Raw genomic sequence first — 23,178 nt, 5'->3', positions numbered from 1 at the left:
CGCCAAACTCCAATTGCCCTTCCCTGCCGGATCACCGATAACCGGAAACAGACCACGAACGGATCCAACAACGGGGGCGCAACAGGCCATGAGCGGGACCAAATTCGGCAAGGGCTGCCATCTGCATCTGATCGACGGCTCGGCCTTCATCTTCCGCGCCTATCACGCGCTGCCGCCGCTGACGCGCAAGTCCGACGGGTTGCCGATCGGCGCCGTGGCCGGGTTCTGCAACATGCTGTTCAAGCAGGTCGAGGACAACAAGGGCCCGGATGCGCCGACCCATGTGGCGGTGATCTTTGACCATTCGGGCAAGTCGTTCCGCAACGAGATGTACGACCAGTACAAGGCCAACCGCCCGCCCGCACCCGAAGACCTGGTGCCGCAGTTCCCGCTGACCCGCGAGGCCACCCGCGCCTTCAACATCGCCTGCAAGGAGGTCGAGGGGTTCGAGGCCGATGACATCATCGCCACCCTCGCCTGCCAGGCACGCGAGGCGGGGGGACGGGTCACCATCATCTCTTCCGACAAGGATCTGATGCAGCTGGTGGGCGACGGCGTCGAGATGCTGGACGCGATGAAGAACAAGCGCATTGATGCCGATGGCGTGCATGAGAAATTCGGCGTCGGCCCGGACCGGGTGGTGGACGTGCAGGCGCTGGCGGGCGACAGTGTCGACAACGTGCCAGGCGCGCCGGGCATCGGCATCAAGACGGCGGCGCTGCTGATCAATGAATTTGGCGATCTCGAAAGCCTGCTGGACCGGGCTGAGGAAATCAAGCAACCCAAGCGCCGCCAGACCCTGATCGAAAAGCGCGCGCAGATCGAACTGTCGAAAGAGCTGGTGCAGCTGGACTGCAACATGGAGCTGGATTTTACCCTCGACGATCTGGAGGTGCTGGAACCGGATCCAGAAACCCTGCTGAACTTCCTGTCGGAGATGGAGTTCCGCACCCTGACCAAGCGGCTGGCCGATCAGCTGGGCATGGACGCTCCCGCCATCCCCGAGGCCCCCGCCGCCGCCGCGGCAGAGGTCACAGCCCCCGAAGCGGTGCCGTTTGAGCGTGAGACATACGAATGCGTCCGCGACGCCGCCGCCTTGCAGGTCTGGATCGACCGCATCCGCCAGCGCGGCTGGGTGGCCGTGGATACCGAGACCACGGGGCTGGACGAGATGGTGGTGGACCTGGTCGGCATCTCGCTGTGTGTTGAGCCGGGCGAGGCCTGCTATATCCCGCTGGCGCACAAGGCTGGCGGCGATGACCTGTTTGGCGGCGAGGGCCTGGCCGAGGGGCAGATGCCGCTGGAAGAGGCGGTGGCGCGGCTGAAGCCGGTGCTGGAAGATCCCGCGATCCTCAAGATCGGCCAGAACATGAAATACGACGCCAAGATCCTGCACCGCTATGGGGTGGATGTGGCGCCGATCGACGACACCATGCTGATGTCCTATGCGCTGCACGCAGGCCTGCACGGCCATGGCATGGACACGCTGTCGGAACGGTATCTAGACCACACGCCGATCCCGATCAAACCGCTGCTGGGCACCGGAAAATCCGCGATCACCTTTGACAAGGTCGCGATTGACGACGCGGTGCCTTATGCGGCGGAGGACGCCGACATCACCCTGCGTCTGTGGCAGCAGTTCAAGCCGCAGCTGCATCAGGAACGCGTCACCACGGTCTATGAAACACTGGAGCGCCCGCTGGTGCCGGTGCTCGCGGATATGGAGCGCAACGGCATCAAGGTGGACCGCGACACGCTGAGCCGCATGTCAAACGCCTTTGCCCAGAAGATGGCCGGGCTGGAGGCCGAAATCCACGAACTGGCAGGCGAGAGCTTCAACGTCGGCTCCCCTGCGCAGCTGGGCGAGATCCTGTTCGACAAGATGTCCCTGCCCGGCGGCAAGCGCGGCAAGAACGGCAAGTTTTCCACAGGTGCGGATATTCTGGAGGACCTGGCAACCGAGCATGATCTGCCCGCGCGGGTGCTGGACTGGCGGCAGCTGAGCAAGCTGAAATCGACCTATACGGACGCGTTGCAGGACCATATCAACCCGGACACAGGCCGCGTGCATACGTCTTATGCGCAGACCGGCGCCAGCACCGGGCGGATGGCCTCGACCGATCCGAACCTGCAAAACATCCCGATCCGCAGCGAAGAGGGCCGCCGCATCCGTGAGGCCTTTGTGGCGGAGGAGGGCAATGTGCTCTTGGCGCTGGACTACAGCCAGATCGAGCTGCGCATTCTGGCCCATATGGCGGAGATCGACGCGCTGAAACAGGCCTTTGCGGAGGGGCAGGACATTCACGCGATGACCGCGTCGGAGATGTTCAACGTGCCGCTGGAGGAGATGACGCCGGAGATCCGCCGCCAGGCCAAGGCGATCAACTTTGGTGTGATCTATGGCATCTCGGGCTTTGGTCTGGCGCGCAACCTGCGGATCCCGCGCAAGGACGCGCAGGGCTTCATCGATCGCTATTTCGAGCGCTTCCCCGGTATCCGCCGCTACATGGATCAGACGGTGGACTTCGCCAAGGAACACGGGTTCGTGCAGACCCTGTTTGGCCGCAAGATCCACACCGCGGAAATCAACGCCAAGGGGCCGAAGGCGGGGTTTGCCAAACGCGCGGCGATCAACGCCCCGATCCAGGGCACTGCGGCCGACGTGATCCGCCGCGCCATGGTGCGGATGCCTGACGCCATCGCCCACCTGCCCGCTCGGATGCTGTTGCAGGTCCACGATGAACTGCTGTTCGAGGTGCCGGAGTCGGCCGTGGAAGAAACCATAGAGACCGCCCGAAACGTGATGGAAAACGCCGCCGACCCGGCGGTGCATCTGGACGTGAAACTGGTGGTGGAAGCGGGCCAAGGCCAGAACTGGGCCGAGGCGCACTGATGCGGCCCTGCCCTGCTCCGCGGCGGGGGGGGGCGCTCCCGCCCGGCTTTGATCTGACGATCTCAGCCCGTTGGGCCGGGCGCCGCTGGCGCGGCGGGGAGGGAGCCGCCAGCGCGGCTCTATCGGGTCAAGGGAGCCGCCAGCCCTGCGCGCACAACGCGGTCGGCCCGGGACGCGGCCCGTCGCCAGGTCAAGTGGCACGGTCCAATGGGCAGACGCGCCCTTTGCGGCGTCTCGGCGTCTCGACGAAACCCTTCGGTGGTCGGCGCTGCCCCAGGCACCACCGGTCACCACGGAGCCACGAGAGCGCCTCCAGTGCTCACACAGCCGAGCGGCAACCGGACCACAACCAAAGCGCGATTTGCACACAACCTGGCCGGAGCGCCTTGACATCAGGCAGGTCGGCTGGAAAGCCTGAGCCCAGTCCGCGGCCCCGACCAGAGGAGCCGGCCATTCAACCAATTATACTGGTGCAAGATATTGAAGACGTTTCTTTTTGCCTGCATTCTGACTGCCACCGGCGGTTGCGCGCATCACATCAAACCGGTGGTGACGCAGTACAATGGCGACAGCGTAACCGTCGCCACCTCGCAGGTTCACAAACGCCGGTGGGCGCTGGCTGCCGCCACGGGCGAAGCCGACCGGGTATGCCAACAGGGCCACGGCAAGCGCGCCGAACATGCCTCAACCCGCAAAGCCGCGGGAGAAGGCAAGACGTTCGACCTGTTCCTCTGCCTGAACTGACGGCCTGCCCGAGCAACCGGCGGCTGACATGGCCAGCCAGACCCGGCGTCTGGCACTGCCCACGCCGCGCCGTGCAACCGCACCGCGCCAGCGGTGCCCGGCCCAACCGCCGCTGCGGCATCGCAGATGCAGCCTGCGGTGGGCGGGAGCGCCCCCCCGTGCAGGCGGCGCGTGCCCGGGGGGGCGTCAGCCCTCGGCCGGCTGGCGCACCAGTCGCGCCACCATCCGGCGAACTAGAGGTGCCACCACCAAAACCGTTGGAAACGCCACGGGCCAGCTAAAGCTCCAGGCGGCCATCCATCCGGCCACGAACGCGTCCAGCCCGGTCACCCGCAGCGTCGCAATGCCGGACACAATGCAGGACATCATCCCCGACAACAGCAGGGCAAACAAGATCGGGGCAAAACGGGCGGGCAACATGGCGGTCTCCTTGTGACAACTCCGGCCTGCGGCGGTCGGGACCGCGCCAGCCAGCCCCCATATGCAAGACCGCTCTGCAAAAGAAAACTGCTCTGGCGCACAATCGCCTGCGCGGGCCTGGGGTCAGGTCGGCATCCGACCAGATCCAACCAAGTTCCTCACCGGATCCACCCCAAAGGCGCGCTGCCTCAGCGCATCCAGCCCAGGCTGTCCTCGGTCCGCCGGGTCGAGGGCGTGTATTCCGCACTCACCCAGCCGTCATATCCGCTGGCGTCGATTGCCGCGAACAGCTCCTGGAAATCCACCGGCCCGGTGCCGGGCTCGCAGCGCGCGGGCGCCGCGCCGATCTGCACATGCACCGCGTGGGCGCCGAACTCCTGCCAGACCCGCGCGGCGTCGCCGTGGATCAGCTGGGCGTGATAGGCGTCATACTGCAAGCCGACGTTGGGCCGGTCCACCGCCGCCAGCACCTCCATCGCCAGGTTGTAGTCATCCAGGAAGTACCCCGGCTGATCGCCGCTGTTCAGCGGCTCAATGGTGAACTGCTGCTTCGGCGCGCGGTCGGCGGCCCATTGCAGGTTCTGCACGAAGGTCGCCTGCGCCGCCTCGCCCTTGGCATAGCCCGCCATCACATGGATGCGCCCCGCCTTCAGCGCCTCGGCATAGCGCAACACCCGGCGGATGTCGCGCTGGAAGCGGTCGACGCCTTCGGGCAGCGCCGCATAGCCGGGCATGCCACCGGTGTAGTTGGGCGGCGGCGCATTGATCAGCAACAGCTCCAGCCCGTTGGCCAGCAGGGCCCGCTGGGTCTCCTTGGCGGCCATCTCATACGGCGCGAGGATCTCCACCGCCTCAAAGCCTGCGGCGGCGGCGGCGGGGAACCTGTCAAGATAGGGCAGCTCGGCAAACAGCATCGAGATGTTGGCGGCGAATCTGGGCATGTCGATCTCCTGGCGTCATGCTGGTTTATGCCGCGCCACCGGCGCAGGCCAAGGGTCAGAAAACGGCGGATTTTCGCTTTTCTGCCAGCGAATGCGCCCCGGCCGTGCCTAGTCCGCCCCCAATTCCGCCTCCAGTTCTGCCGAGGCGATCAGGCCAAAGAAGGCCCCCTGCGACCAGACACCAAACCAGCCCTCGTGGTGTTCGCCCAGCTCCGCCAGCCGATAAAAGCTTTTGCGGTCGATCAGCGCCTCCAGCCCTGCGCGTATCATCACATAGGGCGCCGGCGTGTCGCTGATGGCATCGCGCGCGACCCGGATCGGATGCTCCGGCCCCGCTGCGGCCTCGTCGCCGATGTTGGTGGTAAAGGTGATGACCTGGTCGCGTCCCTCGCCCGCAACCTCGAAATCCACCGCCACAAAGGGCACGTCCTCGACCGTGATGCCGACCTTTTCCGCAGGAGTTACAAGGTAATAGCGCCCGTCCTCCCGTTTGAGGATCGAGGCGAACAGCTTGACCAGTTCAAACCGGGTGAAGGGCGTGCCGAGGTAGTGCCAGCTGCCGTCGCGGGCAATGCGGATGTCCAGATCGCCGCTGAACGGCGGGTTCCACAGGTGCACCGGCGGCAAGCCCCTGGCCCTGCCCGACGTCTTGCCCGGCTCCTGCGCGGCCTGCTCGGCGGCCGCTTTTGCCGCCGCTGCAAGGCCCTCGGCATCGGGGGTCACAGGATTTTGTCCGCTCATTGCTTTTGCCATTTCCTGTCAGCACGATAGAGTGACAGCATATATCCCGGAAACGAGGAATGTCATGTCCGAAACAGACGATCTGCTGGCCGCCATCGAAACGCTGGAAGCCAAGCTGCAAGAGGCGCGTGCCTCGATCACCCGGCGCTTTATCGGCCAGGAGCGGGTTGTGGACCTGACCCTCTCGGTGCTGCTCTGCGGCGGTCACGGGTTGCTGATCGGCCTGCCGGGGCTGGGCAAGACGCGGCTGGTCGAGACGCTGGCAACGGTGATGGGGCTGGACGGCAACCGCATCCAGTTCACCCCCGACCTGATGCCCGCCGATATCTTGGGCTCCGAGGTGCTGGACACCGCCGCGGACGGGCATCGCGCGTTCCGGTTTGTCCCCGGGCCGGTGTTCTGTCAGCTTTTGATGGCGGATGAGATCAACCGCGCCAGTCCGCGTACGCAGTCGGCGCTGTTGCAGGCAATGCAGGAGCGCATGGTGACGGTGGCGGGTGACGACCGCCCGCTTGGTGCACCGTTCCACGTGCTGGCGACCCAGAACCCGATCGAGCAGGAGGGCACTTATCCGCTGCCCGAGGCGCAGCTGGACCGGTTCCTGTTGCAGATCGACGTGGCCTACCCCGACCGCAAGACCGAGCGCGACATCCTTCTGGCCACCACCGGGATTGAGGACGCGCAGGCCTATCAGGTGTTTAGCGCCGCCGAGCTGATCGAAGCGCAGACCCTGCTGCGGCGGATGCCGGTGGGTGAATCGGTGGTGGAGATGATCCTCGACCTGGTGCGCGCCTTCCGCCCCGAGGAACCCGGTGTCTCGGACAGGGTGGCGCAGACCGTGGCCTGGGGGCCGGGTCCGCGGGCGGCGCAGGCGCTGATGTTGGCGGTGCGGGCGCGGGCGCTGTTGCAGGGGCGTCTGGCCCCCGGTGTGGAGGACGTTCTGGACATGGCGCAGCCGGTGTTGAGCCACCGGATGCAGCTGAACTTTGCGGCCCGTGCGCGCGGTGACAGCCTGGCGGATCTGATTGCAGAGACCGCCGCCGACCTGGCCCGCAGCGGGGCCGCCGCGTGACCAGACCCACCGCCCATCCCGCGGCCAGCGCACTGCGGCACCGGGCCGAGGCCGAGGCCAGTGCCCTGCCGCCGCTTCTGGTGCAGGCGCGGCAACTGGCGGGCGCGGTACTGATGGGCGAACACGGCCGCCGTCGGGCCGGGGCGGGCGATGATTTCTGGCAATACCGCCCGGCGCAGCCCGGCGACAGCCGCCGGATGATCGACCACCGCCGCTCTGCCCGCGGCGACGTGCAATTCGTGCGCGAACGCGAGTGGCAGATCGCCCAGACGGTGCATCTGTGGGTCGATGCTGGTGCCTCCATGCGTTTTGCCTCCGACGCGCGGCTGCCGCAGAAGGCGGATCGCGCGCGGCTGCTGGGACTGGCGGCCTCGGTGCTGATGGTACAGGGCGGAGAGCGCGTGGGTCTGACCGGCGGCAGCCTGCCGCCACGGCGCGGCAACGTGCAGATCCTGCGGCTGGCCGAGGCGCTGATGGATGATGCCACAGAGGACTATGCGCCGCCGAACGACCGCGCCCTGATCCCGCAGGCCCGCGCGCTGTTCATCTCGGATTTTCTGGGCCCGTTCGCGCCGCTGGAACAGGCGCTGTCCAAGGCGGCGGCACGCGGTGTGCGGGGCGTTCTGTTGCAGGTGCTGGACCCGGCGGAGGAAGCCTTTCCCTTTGCCGGGCGCACCCTGTTTCAGAGCATCGGCGGCGCTGTCACACATGAAACGCTGAAGGCCTCGGCGCTGCAGGACCGCTATCTGTCCCGACTGGCAGAGCGCCGGGCGGCGCTGGAGCGGCTGTGCCGCGTGGCGGGTTGGCGGTTTGGCCAGCATCACACCGGCGATCCGGCGCAGGCAGCGCTGATGTGGCTGTACCACGCAATGGAAAGAACCGCGCCATGACATTGATTGCAGGTATCGGCTTTACCGCGCCCTGGCTCTTGCTGGGGCTGCTGGCGCTGCCGGTGCTGTGGTTCCTTTTGCGCGCGGTGCCGCCGGCGCCGAAACGCCAGCCGTTTCCGGCGGTGACTCTGCTGCTGGGGCTCAAGGATGACCAGAGCCTGTCTGACCGCACGCCCTGGTGGCTGCTGCTGTTGCGGCTGGCGGCGGTGGCGGCGGCAATCCTCGGCCTGGCCGGGCCGGTGCTGAACCCCAGCAGCGAGAACCGCCCCGGCCGCGCACCGCTGCTGCTGGTGCTGGATGCCAGCTGGGCGGGCGCTGCCGGCTGGCAACAGACCCGCGCCCAGGTGGCGCAGCAGCTGGAGGATGCCGGCCGCGCCGAACGCCCTGTGGCGCTGTTGCGGCTGACCGATCCCGAGGCCTTGCAGTTCCGCGCCGCCAGCAGTTGGCAGCGGCAGCTGGCCGGGCTGGAGCCGCTGCCCTGGCAGCCGGGCGAGGTACAGCTGCAGGCAGCCGCGGCGGCACTGGCGGCGGCGGAGGGAACGTTTGACACCGTCTGGTTCAGTGACGGGCTAGCCTATCCCGGCCGCGCGGAGCTAATTACCGCGCTCAGCCGCCGTGGCGCGGTTGAGGTCTATGAACAGCCCGCACCGGTACTGGGACTGATGCCCGCAAGCTACACCACCGAAGGCATCGAGATCACCGCGCTGCGCAGCCGCGCCGGAGCCGCGCAGGAGGTCACCGTACTGGCCCAGGGCCGCGATCCCGGCGGCAGCGCCCGCACGCTGGCCAGCCTGTCGCTGCGTTTTGCCGACGGCGCCCGCGAAGCCAGCGCCGGTCTGTCCCTGCCTGCTGAGCTGCGGGCGCGGCTGACCCGCTTTGAAATCCAGGGGATTCGCAGCGCCGGGACGGTGGCCCTGACCGACGATTCCCTGCGCCGCCGCGAGGTGGCGCTGGTCTCGGCGCAGAGCGACGACGAAGGTCTCGCGCTGCTGTCGCCGCTGCACTATCTGCGCCAGGCGTTAGCCCCCTCGGCCGAACTGCTGGAGGGCGCGCTGCCGGATCTGCTGCCCGCCAACCCCGATGTGATCGTGCTGGCGGATGTGGCGCAGCTGGCCCCCGATCAGGAAGCCGGGGTCATCGCATGGGTGGAAAACGGCGGGCTGCTGCTGCGCTTTGCCGGGCCGCGGCTGGCCGCCAGCGACACCGCCCGCGCGGGCGAAGCACCGCTGATGCCGGTGCGGCTGCGCATCGGCGGGCGCAGCATCGGCGGCGCCATGAGCTGGGGCGAACCCAAGACGCTGGCACCTTTCGCCGAGGACTCGCCGTTTTACGGGCTGGAGGTGCCGGGCGAGGTCGTGATCTCTTCGCAGGTGGTGGCGCAGCCCGACCCCCAGCTGGCGGAGCGGGTGATTGCCGAGCTGGCCGATGGCACCCCGCTGGTCACCCGCAAGACATTGGGCCAGGGCCAGGTGGTGTTGTTTCACGTGACCGCCAATGCGGAATGGAGCAGCCTGCCCCTGTCGGGTCTGTTCGTGTCGATGCTGGAACGTCTGGCGGTGTCCTCCGCTGCCGCGACGCCTGACGCCGAGGATCTGGAGGGCACCACATGGACCCCGGTTGAGGTGCTGAACGGTTTTGGCCGCAGCGCGCCTGCGGAAACGCTGCCGGGGGTCAAGGGCCCGGATCTGGTTGCCGCCGCTGCCGGGCCCGCGCTGCGCCCCGGTATTTATTCCGGCGGACGGCGGATGCTGGCGCGCAATGTGCTTCGCCCCGGTGACAGCTTGCAGGCCGCCCGCTGGCCCGCCACGGTGGACGTCAGCACCTATGGCGCGCCGCAGGAGCAGCCCCTGGGCGGTGCGTTCCTGACCCTGGCACTGGCGCTGCTGGCGCTGGATGTGCTGGGCACGCTGCTGGTCTCCGGCCTGCTGGCACCGCGCCGACGCGCGCTGGTGCTGGCGGGCACGCTGGCGCTGGCGGCCGTGCTGGCCCCGCAAAACCTGCGCGCACAGCAGGAGGCCCCGCCTGACCCGTTAACGTCCGAGGATGTCCGGGCGGCGGATCTGGCGGCTGAGCTGGTGCTGGCGCATGTGCTGACCGGCGACGCCGAGGTCGACCGCATCGCCGCTGCCGGCCTGCGTGGGTTGTCCGACACGCTGTTCTTTCGCACCTCGGTCGAGCCTGCCGAACCGGCGGGGGTGGATCTGGAGCGTGACGAACTGGCGTTTTTTCCGCTTTTGTACTGGCCGGTCACCCGCGACCAGCCGCTGCCCTCTGCTGCGGCCTATGCCAAGTTGAACACCTATCTGCGGGCGGGCGGCATGATCCTGTTCGACACCCGCGATGCGGATCTGTCCGGAGCGGGCGCCAGCAGCCCGGCGGCGCGGCGGTTGCAGCAGATCGCGCTGCCGCTGGACATCCCGCCGCTGGAACAGGTGCCGCAGGATCACGTGCTGACCCGGACCTTTTACCTGCTGCAGGATTTCCCCGGCCGCCACGGCCGTGGCCCGGTATGGGTCGAGGCCGCGCCGCAGGATGCCGAGCAGGCCGAGGGCATCCCCTTCCGCAATCTCAACGACGGGGTGACGCCGGTGGTGATTGGCGGCAACGACTGGGCCGCAGCCTGGGCGGTGGACGGCAACGGCCGCCCGCTGCTGCCGGTGGGGCGCGGCTATGCCGGTGAGCGGCAGCGCGAGCTGGCCTTCCGCTTTGGCGTCAACCTGGTGATGCATGTGCTGACCGGCAACTACAAATCCGACCAGGTGCATGTGCCGGCGTTGCTGGACCGGCTGGGGCAATAGGAGCAGGCGCGATGACACAGACAATCCTGTTCGACCCGCTGGTCCCCTGGCCCGTGATCTGGGCCACCGCCGCCGTGACGCTGGCGGCGCTGATGCTGGCGCTGTGGAAGCGGCTGCCCGGCTGGGGTCTGCGGGCGCTGGCCGCACTGGTGCTGCTGGCCGCCCTTTCCGGACCGGTGCATCAGAGCGAGGACCGCGCAGCCCTCGATGACATTGTCATCGTCGCCGAGGACCAGACCGCCAGCCAGCAGCTGCGCGACCGCCCCCGGCAGATGGAGACGGCCCGCGCGGAGCTGAAAGCGGCACTGGCAGCCCGCCCCGGCACCGACGTGCGCTGGATCACCGTGCCGGATGGTGCCGGCGACGAGGGCACGCGTCTGATGGGCGCCATTGCCCAGGCGCTGGCGGATGAGCCGCGGGCGCGGGTGGCGGGGATCATCGCCCTGTCGGACGGGCAGGTGCATGACGCGGACCCGCCGCTGAACCTGCCCGCGCCGATGCACCTGCTGCTGACAGGCCGCGCCGACGACTGGGACCGCCGCCTGATCCTCAAGAACGCCCCCGGCTTTGCCATCATCGGTGAACCGGTCAAGTTGACGCTGCGCATCGAGGATCAGGGCGCGGTGCCCGCCGACAGCCGCTTTGCCGAGCTGGCGGTCTCTGTCGCAGGCGCAGCGCCGCAGCGCTTTGCCCTGCCGGTGGGGGTGGATTTCGAACTGCCGATGGTGTTGCAGCATGGTGGGCGCAACGTGATCCGCTTTTCGGTGCCGGAAGAGCCGGGCGAGCTGACCGCGCGCAACAACGCGGCGCTGGTGCAGATCAACGGCGTGCGGGACCGCTTGCGGGTGCTTCTGGTTTCGGGTGAGCCGCACGCCGGCGGGCGCACCTGGCGCAACCTGTTGAAATCCGACAGCGCCGTGGATCTGGTGCATTTCACCATCCTGCGGCCGCCGGAAAAGCAGGACGGCGTGCCGGTGGAGGAGCTGTCGCTGATCGCCTTCCCGACGCGCGAGCTGTTCCTGGAGAAGATCGAGGATTTCGACCTCATTATATTCGACCGCTACAAGCGGCGCGGCATCCTGCCGGCGATCTACCTCGACAATGTTGCCAATTACGCGATGGGCGGCGGCGCGGTGCTGGTGGCGGCGGGGCCGGATTTTGCCAGCGCCGACAGTATCTACCGCTCGCCGCTGTCGATGATCCTGCCTGCCGAGCCTTCGGCGCGCGTGCTGGAGCAGGCCTTTCGCCCCACCATCACCGACCTGGGGCGCCAGCATCCGGTCACCGCGGGGCTGGAGGGGGCTGCGGACTGGGGCCGCTGGCTGCGCCAGATCGACCTGCGCACGCCCGAAGGCCAAGTGCTGATGAACGGCGCGAACGAGCGGCCACTGCTGGTGCTGAACCGGGTGGGTGAGGGACGCGTGGCCCTGCTGGCGTCGGACCACGCCTGGTTGTGGAGCCGCGGCTATGAGGGCGGCGGGCCACAGCTGGAGCTGCTGCGGCGGCTGGCGCATTGGATGATGAAGGAACCGGAGCTGGAGGAAGAGGCGCTGTGGGCCGAGACCTCGGGTCAGCGCATGCGGATCCTGCGCCGCACCCTGGCGCCGCAGGTCGGGCCGGTGACGGTGACCAACCCGGATGGCTCCACCGTGGAGCTGGTGCTGCGCGAATCCGCGCCGGGCCAGTGGGAGGCGCGGTATGAGGGGCCGGACCAGGGGCTTTACCGGTTGCAGGAGGGCGAGCAGAGCGCGGTTGTCGGACTCGGCCCCGCGGCCCCGCGTGAGTTCGAGCAAACGCTCGCCATCGGCGATGTTCTGGCGCCGGTGCTGGCGCCCTGGCGCGGCGGTATCCTGAGGCTGGAGGATGGGCTGCCATCGTTGCGCAACGTGCGCGCCGGGCGGCCTGCGGCCGGGCGCGGCTGGATCGGCCTGACCCCGCGCGCGGCCTACGAGACACTGTCTGTCAGCCAGGTGCCCCTGCTACCAAGCTGGCTGGCGCTGGTGCTGGTGGCGTTTTTCATCACCGCGGGCTGGCTGCGCGAAGGACGCCGGTGACGCTCTCGTTGCCACTGCATCGCGTTCCCTCTGGTGGCAGCTCTCCCGCCCGTCCCGAGCACCCCTGCGGGCCACCCGCGCCCGTTGGGCCAAGCGCCGCGCCGAAGGCGCGGCGCCGGTCGCTTCGGGCATGGCCCGAAGCGAAACACCTCTGCCCCCGTATCAGCCCGCGTATCCCGCTTGCGTGACTGCCCCAGTGTCCGCGCCTGTATCGCCCCCGTATCGGCCCTCTTGCGCTCGTCGGCGCGGCGGGGTCAGTCGATCCGCAGCTCCACCCGGTCGGACCGCCCTGCCCCATCCACCACCACCAACGAAGAGAACCCCGCGCCGGGGCTGGGCAGGCTGATCTCGCGACTGCGAGCCCCCGTCAACACTGGCGCACCGTTGGCGAGCACCAGAAACGGCGCGGTGCCGCCGCGCAGTTTCAGTGTCAGCTCGCCTCCGCCCAGCGCCAGCCGCGCGCCCTGCGGCGGAAAGATCAGCTCTGGCGCGGCGGCATCCCCGGCAAAGGCGGCGTCGCGGGGGCGGAAGCGCTGCAACGGCAGCGGCAGCTCAGCGGCGCTGACGATCAACGTCGCGGGCGGCGGCGGCGGCAGCGGATCCGGCACCGGTTTCAGATGACCAAAGGCTTCGAACAACACGGGGGCCGCCAGATCGCCGCCAAAGATGCCCGGCACCGGGGTGCCATCGGCGCGGCCCATCCAGATGCCGATGACATGCCGCCCGTCCCAGCCAATGGCCCAGGCGTCGCGGTGGCCGTAGGACGTGCCGGTCTTGTAGGCAATGGTCCCTGCGCGCACACCCGGCGGCACCGGCAGGCCGCGCAGGATGTCGCCCAATTGCCAGGCGGCCTCGGCAGACACCAGCCGCGCGGGCGGCGCCGCGCCCGCGCCCTGCAGCACCCGCAGACGCGGTCCCTGCCCGCCCGCCGCCAGCCCGGTGTAGAGCTGCACCAGATCGGCCAAGCTGACACCGACGCCACCCAGCGCCAGCGCCAGCCCCGGCGCGCTGTGGCCCGGCAGCTGCGGCTCTGCCCCGCCTGCCCGCATCGCCGCCAGCAGACGCGCCGGACCAAGCTCCTGCGTCAGTTTCACGACCGGAATGTTGAGCGACAGCTGCAACGCCTCGCGCAGGCGGATATCGCCGCGGAACGCACCGTCGAAGTTCTGCGGCGCGTAGCCTGCGAAATTGACCGGACCGTCGTGGATCAAGGTTTCGGGGTGCGCCAGCCCCTGATCGAAGGCCAGCCCGTAGACCAGCGGTTTGAGCGTTGAGCCCGGCGAGCGGATCGCACGGGTCATGTCGACAAAGCCGCGCCGCGCGCTGTCGCTGTAGCCGGGGGAGCCGACCATGGCCAGCACCTCACCCGTGCTGTGATCTACGGCGATCAGGGCGGCAGACAGATCCGGTCCGCTGCGACGGGCGGCCGCGGCAATCAGGCGCTGCATCCGCGTCTGGATCTGGCGGTCGACGGTCAGGCGCAATTGGCGGCGGGTGGGCTGCGCGGCGGTGACATGATCGGCCAGATGCGGCGCCAGTCGCGGCAGGGCCGCCATGCGGTCGGGCAGAGCCGTGCGGCGGGCGGCTTCGGCCTGGTCCGCGCTCAGCAGCCCCTGGCGCTGCATCCGCGCCAGCACCCGGTCGCGGGCCTGGGCCGCGGCTTCGGGAAAGCGGTCGGGTCGGCGGCGTTCGGGCGATTGCGGCAGCGCCACCAGCAACGCCGCCTCGGCCGGGGTCAGGCGTTTTGGTTCCTTACCGAACCAGCCCAGGGTGGCAGCCCGGATCCCCTCCACCGCGCCGCCATAAGGCGCGTGGGTGAGGTAGAGCGTCAGGATCTGCGGCTTGCTGAGACGGTGTTCCAGTGCCAGCGCCACCCGCATCTGGCGCAGTTTGCCCGCCCAGACGCCGGTGGTGCCGTCCTCCAGCAGCCGCGCCACCTGCATCGTCAGCGTCGAGCCACCGGAGACCGGGCGGCGGTTCCACAGCGCCTGGCCCGCCGCACGGATGAGGGCGAGGGGGTCGACGCCCAGGTGGCTGTAAAACCGCTTGTCCTCATAGCGCAGCAACATGGTCAGGAACTGCGGGTCGACCTGTTCGGGCCGCACCGCCAGCCGCCACAGGCCGTCATCAACCGGGTAGGCGCGCAACAGCTGCCCGTTGCGATCAAGGACTTCGGTAGAGGTTTCAGTAAGCGTGAGGGGGAGATCGGTGCGCTCGATCCAGGCGTCGAAGGCCCGGTGGGCCATGAACGCCGCCGCCAGCAGCACCGCCAAGGTCAAACCTCGCCATCGCCACCAACCGCCTGGCCGCGAGGCCGGGCAGCGCCCGTCCGCCTCCCCGGGCGGGCGCTTCGCGTCCACCCGGGGACGGACGCTGCCCTTGGTTCTGTTGAACAGGCGTTTCACCGGATTTCCACGTGCCCGGTCTCTGTGCGGGCGCGGAAGGCGGGGCGGTACATGTCTTCGACCGAGGCTGCGGGGTGGTGGAACGCGCCCGGCGTCACCGCGCGGGCGATATAGGCCAGCGTTACCGGCTGTGCCTCGCGCAGGTCCAGCGCCGCCAGAAAACGGTCGCTGCGAAACTCCGCATGGGTGGCGGTGGCGGGTTTCAGCCAGTCCAGATCGCGCAGATCGCCGGCGCGCAACAGGTTGGGGTTGTCGATCTCCACACCTGCGGGCAGCGGGTCGTTGACCATCAGCCGCGCGCCGGTTTCCTCATGCGGGGTGACCTCCAGCACGGTGACAAAGCGGGTGCCGACCGCCAGCGTTTGCAGCTCCAGCGGCGCGCCCTCCAGCGTGTAGTGACGGCGGGTAAGGGTGTAGCCCATGCCGCCCGCCGCCGCGGGCACCTCTGGCACGCCGAGGGTGGTCAGGGTGATCTCGACGCTGCGACCGCTGGCGGCGGTCAGCGCGAGATCCTGCATCTGCGCCCCGCCGGAGGCCCGCACAAAGGGTCCCACCACCGGCTGGCCGTTGACCAGCAGGCCAGAGTCCTCAGCCGCATGGGTCAGCGCGTGGGCGGCCAGAAGCGTCCAGGCCGCCTCCTGGGTGGAGCGGCGCCCTGCGGTGGTGGCAAGCCGGGCGGAGAAACGTGCGCGGTCAACCGCATCCGATCCGGCCTCGGCGGCCAGCGCCAGAACGCCCGCCGTGTCGCGCAGATCGGTTCCGAAATCAGCGCGCCACAGGGTGTCCCTGACCGTGGCTTCGCGCTCCAACATCCGGGCGGCGCGTCCGAACATCCGGTCCGCCCGCCGCTGGTCGCCATAGGCCGCCAGCGCCGCCCCCAGCTGCGCGGCGGCCAGCGGCGTGGCGAAGGCCTCGCCTTTGACGTCGGCGTAGTAGCGCAAATCGCCCATCTGCGCCGCGCCCTCGCGGGCCAGCACCAGCAACGCATAGGCGATATCCTCGCCGCCGCGGTCGAAATCGGGGGCATAGTTGATGCGGTTGCGCAGGTTGTCCATTGCCTGGGCAAAGGCCTGCTGTGGCACTGCGAAACCATGCGACCGGGCGCGGCTGAGGAAGTCGCTGGCATAGGCATCCAGCCAGAATTCGCCGCTTTCAGCCCGCCACAGGCCGAAGGCGCCATTGGGGGCCTGGCGGGTCAGCACCTGACGGATGGCGGCCTCCACACGGGTTTTCACGGCCGGGCCATCGCCCAGCCCGGCGGCTTTGGCCACGTTGCTGAGGTACAGCAGCGGCATCGCCTGCGAGGCCACCTGTTCGGTGCATCCGTAGGGGTAGCGGTCCAGTTCGGCCAGCAGCCCCGGCACATCGAACTTGGCCAGCGGCCCGGCTGAGATCGTGGCCCGCGCGGTGCCCGGACGCAGACCGGCAAAGACATCCTGGCTGAACAGGAAGCTGTCACCGCCCGCCAGGGTGAAGCGGCGAGTCCGCGCCACCACCGAATCCGTCGCGCGCACTGGCAGCCGCAGCTCCTGCCGCAGCACCTGCCCCTGCGCGGTGGTCAGGGACAGTGTCAGCGCATGATCGCCGACGGTCTGCGCCGTGATCGGCAGCTCCAACACCGCCTTTCCCTGATCGCCCAGGGTGACACTGGCGGGCAGAGCGCCGAGGCTCAACCCGCCGGTGGCGGTGGCAGACAGTGCCATCTCGCCCGCGGGGCCGTCGGCATGCACGAGTTCAATCCGGGCGCGGCTGGTGTCGCCGGGTGCGAGAAAGCGCGGCAGCGACGCAGTCACGACCACCGGATCGCGCACCCGCATGTCGGCCTCTGCCTGGCCCACGGCGCGGGCCGACCAGGCCACCGCCATCAGCCGCAGGGTGCCGTTGAAGGCAGGCAGCGTCATCGGGAACGCGGCCTCGCCGTTTTCATCCACCCGCAGCGGGCCGGAGAACAGCGCCACCAGATCTTGGGTCGGCGGCGGCGACTGCATCTTGAGGCCGCCATCCGCATCACCGCCAGAGCGGTCCCGCCCCATGGCGCCGTTGCCGGGGTCGATCAGGCGCCCATAAACGTCGCGCAGCTCCATCCCGAGACGGCGCTGACCGTGATAATGGGCGCCGGGATCGGGACTGGCAAAACCGGTGAGGTTGAGAATACCGACGTCCACCGCCGCGACGGTCAGCCAGACCTCTTCCCCGGCCGCCGCACCGTCGACGCGGAGCCTGGCGGTTTGGGTGCTGCGCGGACGGGCGATCTCCGGCACGTCGATCTCTACCGTCAAGGTCTGCCCCGGTTGGGCCACCGCAGCATGGGCGAGACCCAGCGCGCGCAGCGGGCTGCGGCTGGACTTGCCCGCGACCGGCTGGATCACCGTGGCGGAAACATAGGCGCCGCTGCCCCAGTCCTGTGTGACCGTCAGCGGGATCACCGATTCGCCCGCGGGCACCTCCACCACCTGGCGGTGGATCAGCCGGTCCGATATCACCGACACCAGCGCCGTGCCGGCAGCCGTGGGCACGATGCGCAGGCGGGCAGTGTCGCCCGGGGCATAGGTCTCGCTGTCCAGCGACAGCTGTAGCCGCGCGGGGGTGTCCTGACGGCCTGCGGGCGCGTACCAGCCGGCGTCGAACGCCAGCGCCGCGGCGGCATAGGCGCCATCCAGACGTTCGACCACCAGCTCATATCGGCCCCAGCCGACCGGTTGCGCCAGCAGCAGCGGATCGCTGCCCAGCTGCACCTCGCCGGTGGCGATGCGGCTTCGGCGGGTCACCGGCTCCCAGTTCCAATTGCCGTAGAGCTGATACCACTGATAGCGGGTCTCGACCCGGTTCAGGGTCCATTTCACCTGCATCGGCATGGCGGCGAGGTCCGGCGACTGATCCGGGGAGAGGGCGATCAGCTCAAAACCCGCCTCGGCGCCTTCGGCCACCACACCGTCGAAGAGCGGCTTGATGCCGATCACCGGCGCGGCGGCGCGCACCGGCAGGTCCAGACTGCGTTCCACCGGGCGGGCGCTGCCATCGGCGACGCGGGTGATCAGGGTGGCGGTCAGCGGCTTGCCCTCTGCGGGAACCTTGGCAGGCAGCGGCACGGCGATCGCGGCGCGGCCGTCTGCGTCGGTGTCCTGGCCGCCAAAATACCCGGTCTGCACCGCAACCGCCTGGTCATGGCGGCCAAAGCGGAAGCCCGGCCATTGCGCCAGGGTGTCGGTGGCGCTGAGACGCAGCTCGCCCTCGACCTTCAGCCCGGCGCCCGGTGCGCCGAACAGGTAATCGGCCTTGAGCGACAGTTGCGCGGTGCCGCCGGGCCGCAGGGCATCTGCATTGGCAACGTGCTGGTCAAAATCGATGCGCTCGGGCAGGAAATCCTCCACCAAGATCTGCCGACTGGCCAGCGGCGGGGCGTCGAGGTCAGACAGGATTTCGATCCGCCAGGTGCCGCGCGGCGCCGCGGCATCGGTGTCCAGCGCGAACACATGACCGCCCTGCTGGCCACGAGTCGAGGTCTGGCGGCTGTATTCCACCCCGTCGGGGCGTTTCAGGATCGCGGTCAGCGGCAGCCCTTCGATTGCCTGGGCACGGGCATCGCGGGCCAGGGCCGTGACCTGCACGGTCTCGCCTGCGCGAAAAGCACCGCGGGTGGTGGCAAGGAACACATCCACCGGCCCCGGCGCGGGGCGGCCGGCCACGCCGCGGTCCGACAGGTCGAAGGCCGCATCGGTCAGGGACAGAAAGGTAAAGTCCTGCGCGTCGCCACTCTGCGCAGTCAGCAAGGCGGGCGCCGCGCCGCCGCTGCCGCGGGTCAGCCCCGGAGCAAATCGGACGTAGCCGGTGGCATCGCTGATCTCCGTCGCCAGAACCTCATTCGCGGCGGAGATCAGGCTGACCCTGGCCCCCGGCAGCGGCCTGGCGTCCGACAGATCCTGCACCTGCACATGCAGCCCGTCGCTGCCCGACAGGGTGCTAAGCCCCAGCGCGGTCAGCACGAACCACTGGGTCGCGCCTGTATCCTCATGCGGGACCGCCCCCGGCACCCGCGCGCTGAGCGCATAGAGCCCGGGTTTCTGACCCGCCAGCGCCTGCGCAAGCGGCAGGCGGCTGGTCATCACCTGGTTGAGCGCGCTGTCGACCTCGGCGCTGCCCTGCCAGATGTCCTCGGCGATCTCAGAGGCGAAATGGGCCTCCTGCCACTGTGACAGCGGGCGGGCGAAATAGCCCTCCTGAAGGGTGCGCAGCACGTTGCGGCCGCTGACCCGGCGCAGGCGCAGGTCCAGCTCCGTCAGGTTCACGGTTTCCACCGGCAGCGCCGCCGCCCCACCCGACGGCAGCACATAGGCGCGGCCCGGAAAACGCACCTGCGGCGCGCGGTCGCGCACATAATGCGTCAGCTCCACATCCTTGTGGAGCTGCTCGCCGTTGGCGGCGGGCAGGCCGCGGCGCAGGGTGATGCGGTAGCGCTGGCCGTGTTCGGCACCGTCAAGGCACAGCTGACGGCCCGCCGCGGTGACCGCCAGCGCCGCCCCGTTCAGCCGGACATAGTTTTCGTAATCGGTGCCTGCCTGTTCCAGATCCGCGCTGAACTCGGCGCATATCCGCGGCGCGGCGCTGTCGCTTTCGACCGAAGATCCGGTGACGCGAAAGCCATATTTGGCAATCGCCGCCTCCAGCCGTTCGGGCGGCAACTGCCCCGGCGCGATGTCCTCAGCCTGGCGCAGCAGATGCAGCATGTCGCGACCACGGCCGCGGGCCTCCTGCGCATCTGCGGCGAGCACCAGCGCCGCGGCCTGCGCTGTGGGGCCCTCGGCGCGCAGATAGCCGTTCAGCGCGGCGAGGTAAGCCGCCGCGCGGTGCCGGTTGCGGCTGGAGCGGTCTGCGGCCTCGTCCGCGGCGCGCAGGTGAAGGGTGGCAAGTCGGGTCCAGTCCGCGTCGCTGTCGGACAGCACCACCGCCTGCCCCATCCAGCGCACAGCCGCCCGCGGATCGTCCGCCCGGTTGCGGGCGCGGGCGGCCGCGCGGGCCTCTGCCGCATCGGAGGTGGCCAGCGGGTAACGCAGCCCCAGCATCTGTGCCTGGCGGGCGGCACGGTCCAGGTCCGGTGCAGCCACGGCGCCCAGCCGCGCGGCCCGGCGAGCCGCCGCCGCCTGCACCGCGGCGGCCACCGGGTGCTTCACAACCGAAACCGCACCCTCAAACGGGCTGGACTGCTGCATCGCCGCCTTTGGAAAGCAGGCTCCGGCACGCTGATTGAAAACAAATCCTGCACATTGCGTTTGCGCCGCGCAGGCACGGGCGCAAGAATTGATATCGCTATCAAACAGCGGCTGTAGATCAGATCCGTAAAAGTCTGTGTTGGCAAAGGACTTATACCGGAAATCCGGCACCACCGCATCCGCATGTGCGGCCGGGGAAATCAGCAGGTTCACGGTAAGAAACAAAACAAATGCAGTCAGCAGACGCGGCATGGCACCCTCCAAAACTGGCGACAGGCTGGCACGGGCTTAACGACATGGCAAGATTCCCCATCGTAACACCTTATGAGCAGCATTCCTGCTGGAGGGTGCGGAATTTGCCCGTGCGACGTTGAGTGTTAATAGATTTTCGGAGTTTGCAGGGATGAGCCTTGCTGAGAAATTGGCGGAAGAACGGCGGGCACGGCTTGCCGCGGAACGGTTGCTTGAGCTCAAGCAGGCCGAGCTGTCGGCTGCCAATCGCAAGCTGGGCCGTCACGCGCTGGCACTGACCAAGCAGATTGGTCAGACCCAGGCCGAAGTGGCCACGGTGCGGGACGAAAACGCCAAGGTGAAATCCGACCTCAGCACCGCAAACGAAAAGATCGAGACCGCCGAACGGCGGCTGTGGCATTCCATCCAGGCGTTTCAGGATGGGTTTGCCTTCTTTGATTCCAACAGCAAACTGATCGGCGCAAATACCGCCTATCTCAATATTTTTGATGGTCTGGATGAGGTGGCGCCCGGCATCTCCTACATGCGGATCCTGCAACTGATGACGGACGAAGGGCTGGTCAACACCGGCGAGCTGGCCGCCGGGGCCTGGCGCGACATGATGACGGACCGCTGGCTGTCGGATTCACCCACCCCGGTGATGGTGCAGCTGTGGGACGAACGATACCTGCGGTTGATCGACCAGCGCGGCCATGGCGGCGACATGGTGACGCTGGCGCTCGATATCACCTCCACCGTGCGCTACGAGAATGAGCTGCGCGAGGCCCGCGCCCGCGCCGAGGAGGCCAATCGCGCCAAATCTGCGTTCCTCGCCAACATGAGCCACGAGATCCGCACCCCGATGAACGGGGTGGTGGGCATGGCCGAGCTGCTGAGCGACACCGGCCTGGACGAAGAACAGCGGCTCTATGCCGACACCATCAAAAGCTCGGGCGAGGCGCTGCTGGTCATCATCAATGACGTTCTGGATTACTCCAAGATCGAAGCCGACAAGCTGGAGCTGCACCCCGAGCCCTTTGATCTGGAACGCTGCCTGCACGAGGTGGTGATGCTGCTGCAACCCACCGCCCGCGACAAGGGTCTGGCGATGGTGGTGGATTACGACCTGTTCATGCCCACCCGCTTTACCGGCGATCCGGGGCGCATCCGGCAGGTGTTGACCAATCTGGCCGGCAATGCGGTGAAATTCACCAAGGAAGGCCATGTCACCCTGCGGGTGACCGGGATCAGCGCCCCGGACAGCCGGGAATGCTCCGTCCACATCACGATCGAAGACAGCGGCATCGGCATTCCGTCTGAGAAGGTGGATCACATTTTTGGCGAGTTCAATCAGGTCGAGGATGAGCGCAACCGAAAGTTCGAAGGCACCGGGCTGGGGCTGGCGATTTCAAAGCGGCTGATCGAGCTGATGGGCGGTGAGATCTGGGTCGACAGCGAAGAGGGCAAGGGCTCCTGCTTTGGTCTGCGTGTGCCGCTGCCGCTGGAAGGCGACGGCAGCCAGGGCCTGCCGGATCTGCCGGAAACGCTGCGCCATGTGCTGTTGGTCGACGACCGACCGCTGAATTGCGAGATCCTGCAAAAGCACCTGTTGATGCTGGGTATTGAAGTCACATCGGCAGACTGTGCCGAAGCCGCGATGGCGGTGATCGGGGACCGGATCGATCTGGTCATCACCGGGCACAACCTGCCGACGCTGGATGGGGTGCAACTGGCGCGCGATCTGAAATCCGGTGCGGGCTGCGATGTGCCGATATTGCTGCTGAATTCCAGTCAGCAAACGTGCAGCGGGCTGCAAGCGGGCGACCTTGTCAACGGTATGTTGCAATATCCGACACCGCGGGCCGACCTCTTTGACCAGCTGGCCCGGTTGGGGCGAGACGCGGGCGGGCCGTTGGCCTCCGCCTTGTCCCAGCCGGCGGGCCAAAGCGGGTCCGGGGCGATCCAGCCAGCGGCCAACCAGGCCGCAGCACCGCCGGATGCAGCGGCTGCGACGGCACTGGCAGCCCTGAAACCCACGGCACCCGCCACAGATGCCGCGCCTGCGCAGGCAGCGGAACCGGCAGCGCCAGCCCTGCGGCGCATGCGGGTGCTGGCGGCTGAGGACAACAAGACCAACCAGCTGGTGTTTCGCAAGATGGTCAAGGATCTTGATATCGACCTGCAATTCGCCAGCAACGGGCTGGAGGCGGTGGAAGCCTTCAAGGCATTTGCCCCCGATCTGATTTTCATGGACATCTCGATGCCGATGATGGACGGCAAGCAGGCGACCGCCGAGATCCGCCGGATTGAGACGGAGACGGGGCGCCATGTGCCCATCATCGCCCTGACTGCGCATGCCATGACAGGTGATTCGGACGCGATTCTGGCCGCCGGGCTGGACCATTACCTGACCAAGCCACTGCGCAAGGCGCTGATCCACGAGAAGCTGCACGCCTTCGCCCCTGCTGAAGCGCTGCCGCTCAGCCCGCCCAGTGCGCGCGCCGCAGAAGCCTCCTGACCGTTTATCTCTGACGACTCTGAACTCCCTGACCGCGAGATCGTCGTCCGCGCGGCCCCCCCCCGGTCGACGTCGAACGCTACCGGCTCCCGGCTTGGACGTGACGGATACGGGCCTGAACACGCCCAAGAACTCCCGCGCCCGCGGGCGCACCGGCTGCGCCGACACGCCGCTAGTGCGGCCTTGGGGGGGGGGGGGGGGGGGGGGGGGGGGGGGTGGGGAGGGGGGGGGGGGAGGGGGTGGGGTGTTGTTTTTTGGGGGGGG

At 68.4% G+C, this 23,178-nt stretch carries 12 protein-coding genes; 7 read left to right on the top strand and 5 right to left on the bottom strand.

The annotated features are described in order from the left end of the window. The first annotated feature begins 88 nt into the window (after nt 1-88). Both polA and AC0IPL_RS02260 read left to right on the top strand, forming a co-directional pair. Nucleotides 89-2,893 (top strand): DNA polymerase I, encoded by a 2,805-nt coding sequence (gene polA, locus AC0IPL_RS02265; protein WP_474271804.1) that lies wholly within the window; start codon nt 89-91, stop codon nt 2,891-2,893. 480 nt (nt 2,894-3,373) lie between these two features. After that, a complete protein-coding gene (locus AC0IPL_RS02260) occupies nt 3,374-3,637 on the top strand; it encodes a hypothetical protein (RefSeq protein ID WP_474271803.1) in 264 nt (87 codons plus the stop codon). 186 nt (nt 3,638-3,823) lie between these two features. Here AC0IPL_RS02260 and AC0IPL_RS02255 read toward each other — a convergent pair whose 3' ends face one another. The 3 genes from AC0IPL_RS02255 to AC0IPL_RS02245 all read right to left on the bottom strand — a co-directional run bounded on the left by AC0IPL_RS02255 (nt 3,824) and on the right by AC0IPL_RS02245 (nt 5,739). After that, nucleotides 3,824-4,057 (bottom strand): DUF2798 domain-containing protein, encoded by a 234-nt coding sequence (locus tag AC0IPL_RS02255; protein WP_474271800.1) that lies wholly within the window; start codon nt 4,055-4,057, stop codon nt 3,824-3,826. A gap of 188 nt (nt 4,058-4,245) precedes the next feature. Continuing rightward, nucleotides 4,246-4,998: a hydroxypyruvate isomerase family protein gene (locus AC0IPL_RS02250; RefSeq protein WP_474271797.1), complete on the bottom strand. Its 753-nt coding sequence runs from the start codon at nt 4,996-4,998 to the stop codon at nt 4,246-4,248. A 108-nt stretch (nt 4,999-5,106) separates the two neighbouring features. Next, nucleotides 5,107-5,739 (bottom strand): DUF1285 domain-containing protein, encoded by a 633-nt coding sequence (locus AC0IPL_RS02245; RefSeq protein ID WP_474271795.1) that lies wholly within the window; start codon nt 5,737-5,739, stop codon nt 5,107-5,109. 64 nt (nt 5,740-5,803) lie between these two features. Here AC0IPL_RS02245 and AC0IPL_RS02240 point away from each other — a divergent pair, with 64 nt between their 5' ends. From AC0IPL_RS02240 to AC0IPL_RS02225, 4 genes are read left to right on the top strand one after another with little or no spacing between them, the layout of a single operon-like run. Then, nucleotides 5,804-6,811 (top strand): AAA family ATPase, encoded by a 1,008-nt coding sequence (locus tag AC0IPL_RS02240; protein ID WP_474271793.1) that lies wholly within the window; start codon nt 5,804-5,806, stop codon nt 6,809-6,811. Further along, entirely contained in the window at nt 6,808-7,701 is an 894-nt protein-coding gene (locus AC0IPL_RS02235; RefSeq protein ID WP_474271790.1) for a DUF58 domain-containing protein, read from the top strand. Before AC0IPL_RS02240 ends, AC0IPL_RS02235 begins: the two co-directional genes overlap by 4 nt. Beyond that, nucleotides 7,698-10,499, top strand: coding sequence for a DUF4159 domain-containing protein (locus AC0IPL_RS02230; RefSeq protein ID WP_474271788.1), 2,802 nt, complete (start codon nt 7,698-7,700; stop codon nt 10,497-10,499). Before AC0IPL_RS02235 ends, AC0IPL_RS02230 begins: the two co-directional genes overlap by 4 nt. Before the next feature lie 11 nt (nt 10,500-10,510). Continuing rightward, a complete protein-coding gene (locus AC0IPL_RS02225) occupies nt 10,511-12,553 on the top strand; it encodes a hypothetical protein (RefSeq protein WP_474271786.1) in 2,043 nt (680 codons plus the stop codon). A 254-nt stretch (nt 12,554-12,807) separates the two neighbouring features. On the opposite strand, the gene pbpC is transcribed toward AC0IPL_RS02225, so the two are convergent. Both pbpC and AC0IPL_RS02215 read right to left on the bottom strand, forming a co-directional pair. Beyond that, complete coding sequence (pbpC, locus tag AC0IPL_RS02220; RefSeq protein ID WP_474271969.1) at nt 12,808-14,826, bottom strand: penicillin-binding protein 1C; 2,019 nt, start codon at nt 14,824-14,826, stop codon at nt 12,808-12,810. Nucleotides 14,827-14,954: 128 nt separating this feature from the next. Beyond that, nucleotides 14,955-20,417 (bottom strand): alpha-2-macroglobulin family protein, encoded by a 5,463-nt coding sequence (locus AC0IPL_RS02215; RefSeq protein WP_474271784.1) that lies wholly within the window; start codon nt 20,415-20,417, stop codon nt 14,955-14,957. A gap of 151 nt (nt 20,418-20,568) precedes the next feature. On the opposite strand from AC0IPL_RS02215, the gene AC0IPL_RS02210 reads away from it, so the two are divergent. Next, entirely contained in the window at nt 20,569-22,914 is a 2,346-nt protein-coding gene (locus AC0IPL_RS02210; RefSeq protein ID WP_474271782.1) for a response regulator, read from the top strand. Nucleotides 22,915-23,178 lie beyond the last annotated feature (264 nt).

The organism is Leisingera sp. SA32 (genome assembly GCF_056033425.1).
The sequence above is the reverse complement of the archived record's forward strand: the minus strand, read 5'-3'. Positions and strand labels throughout refer to the sequence as shown.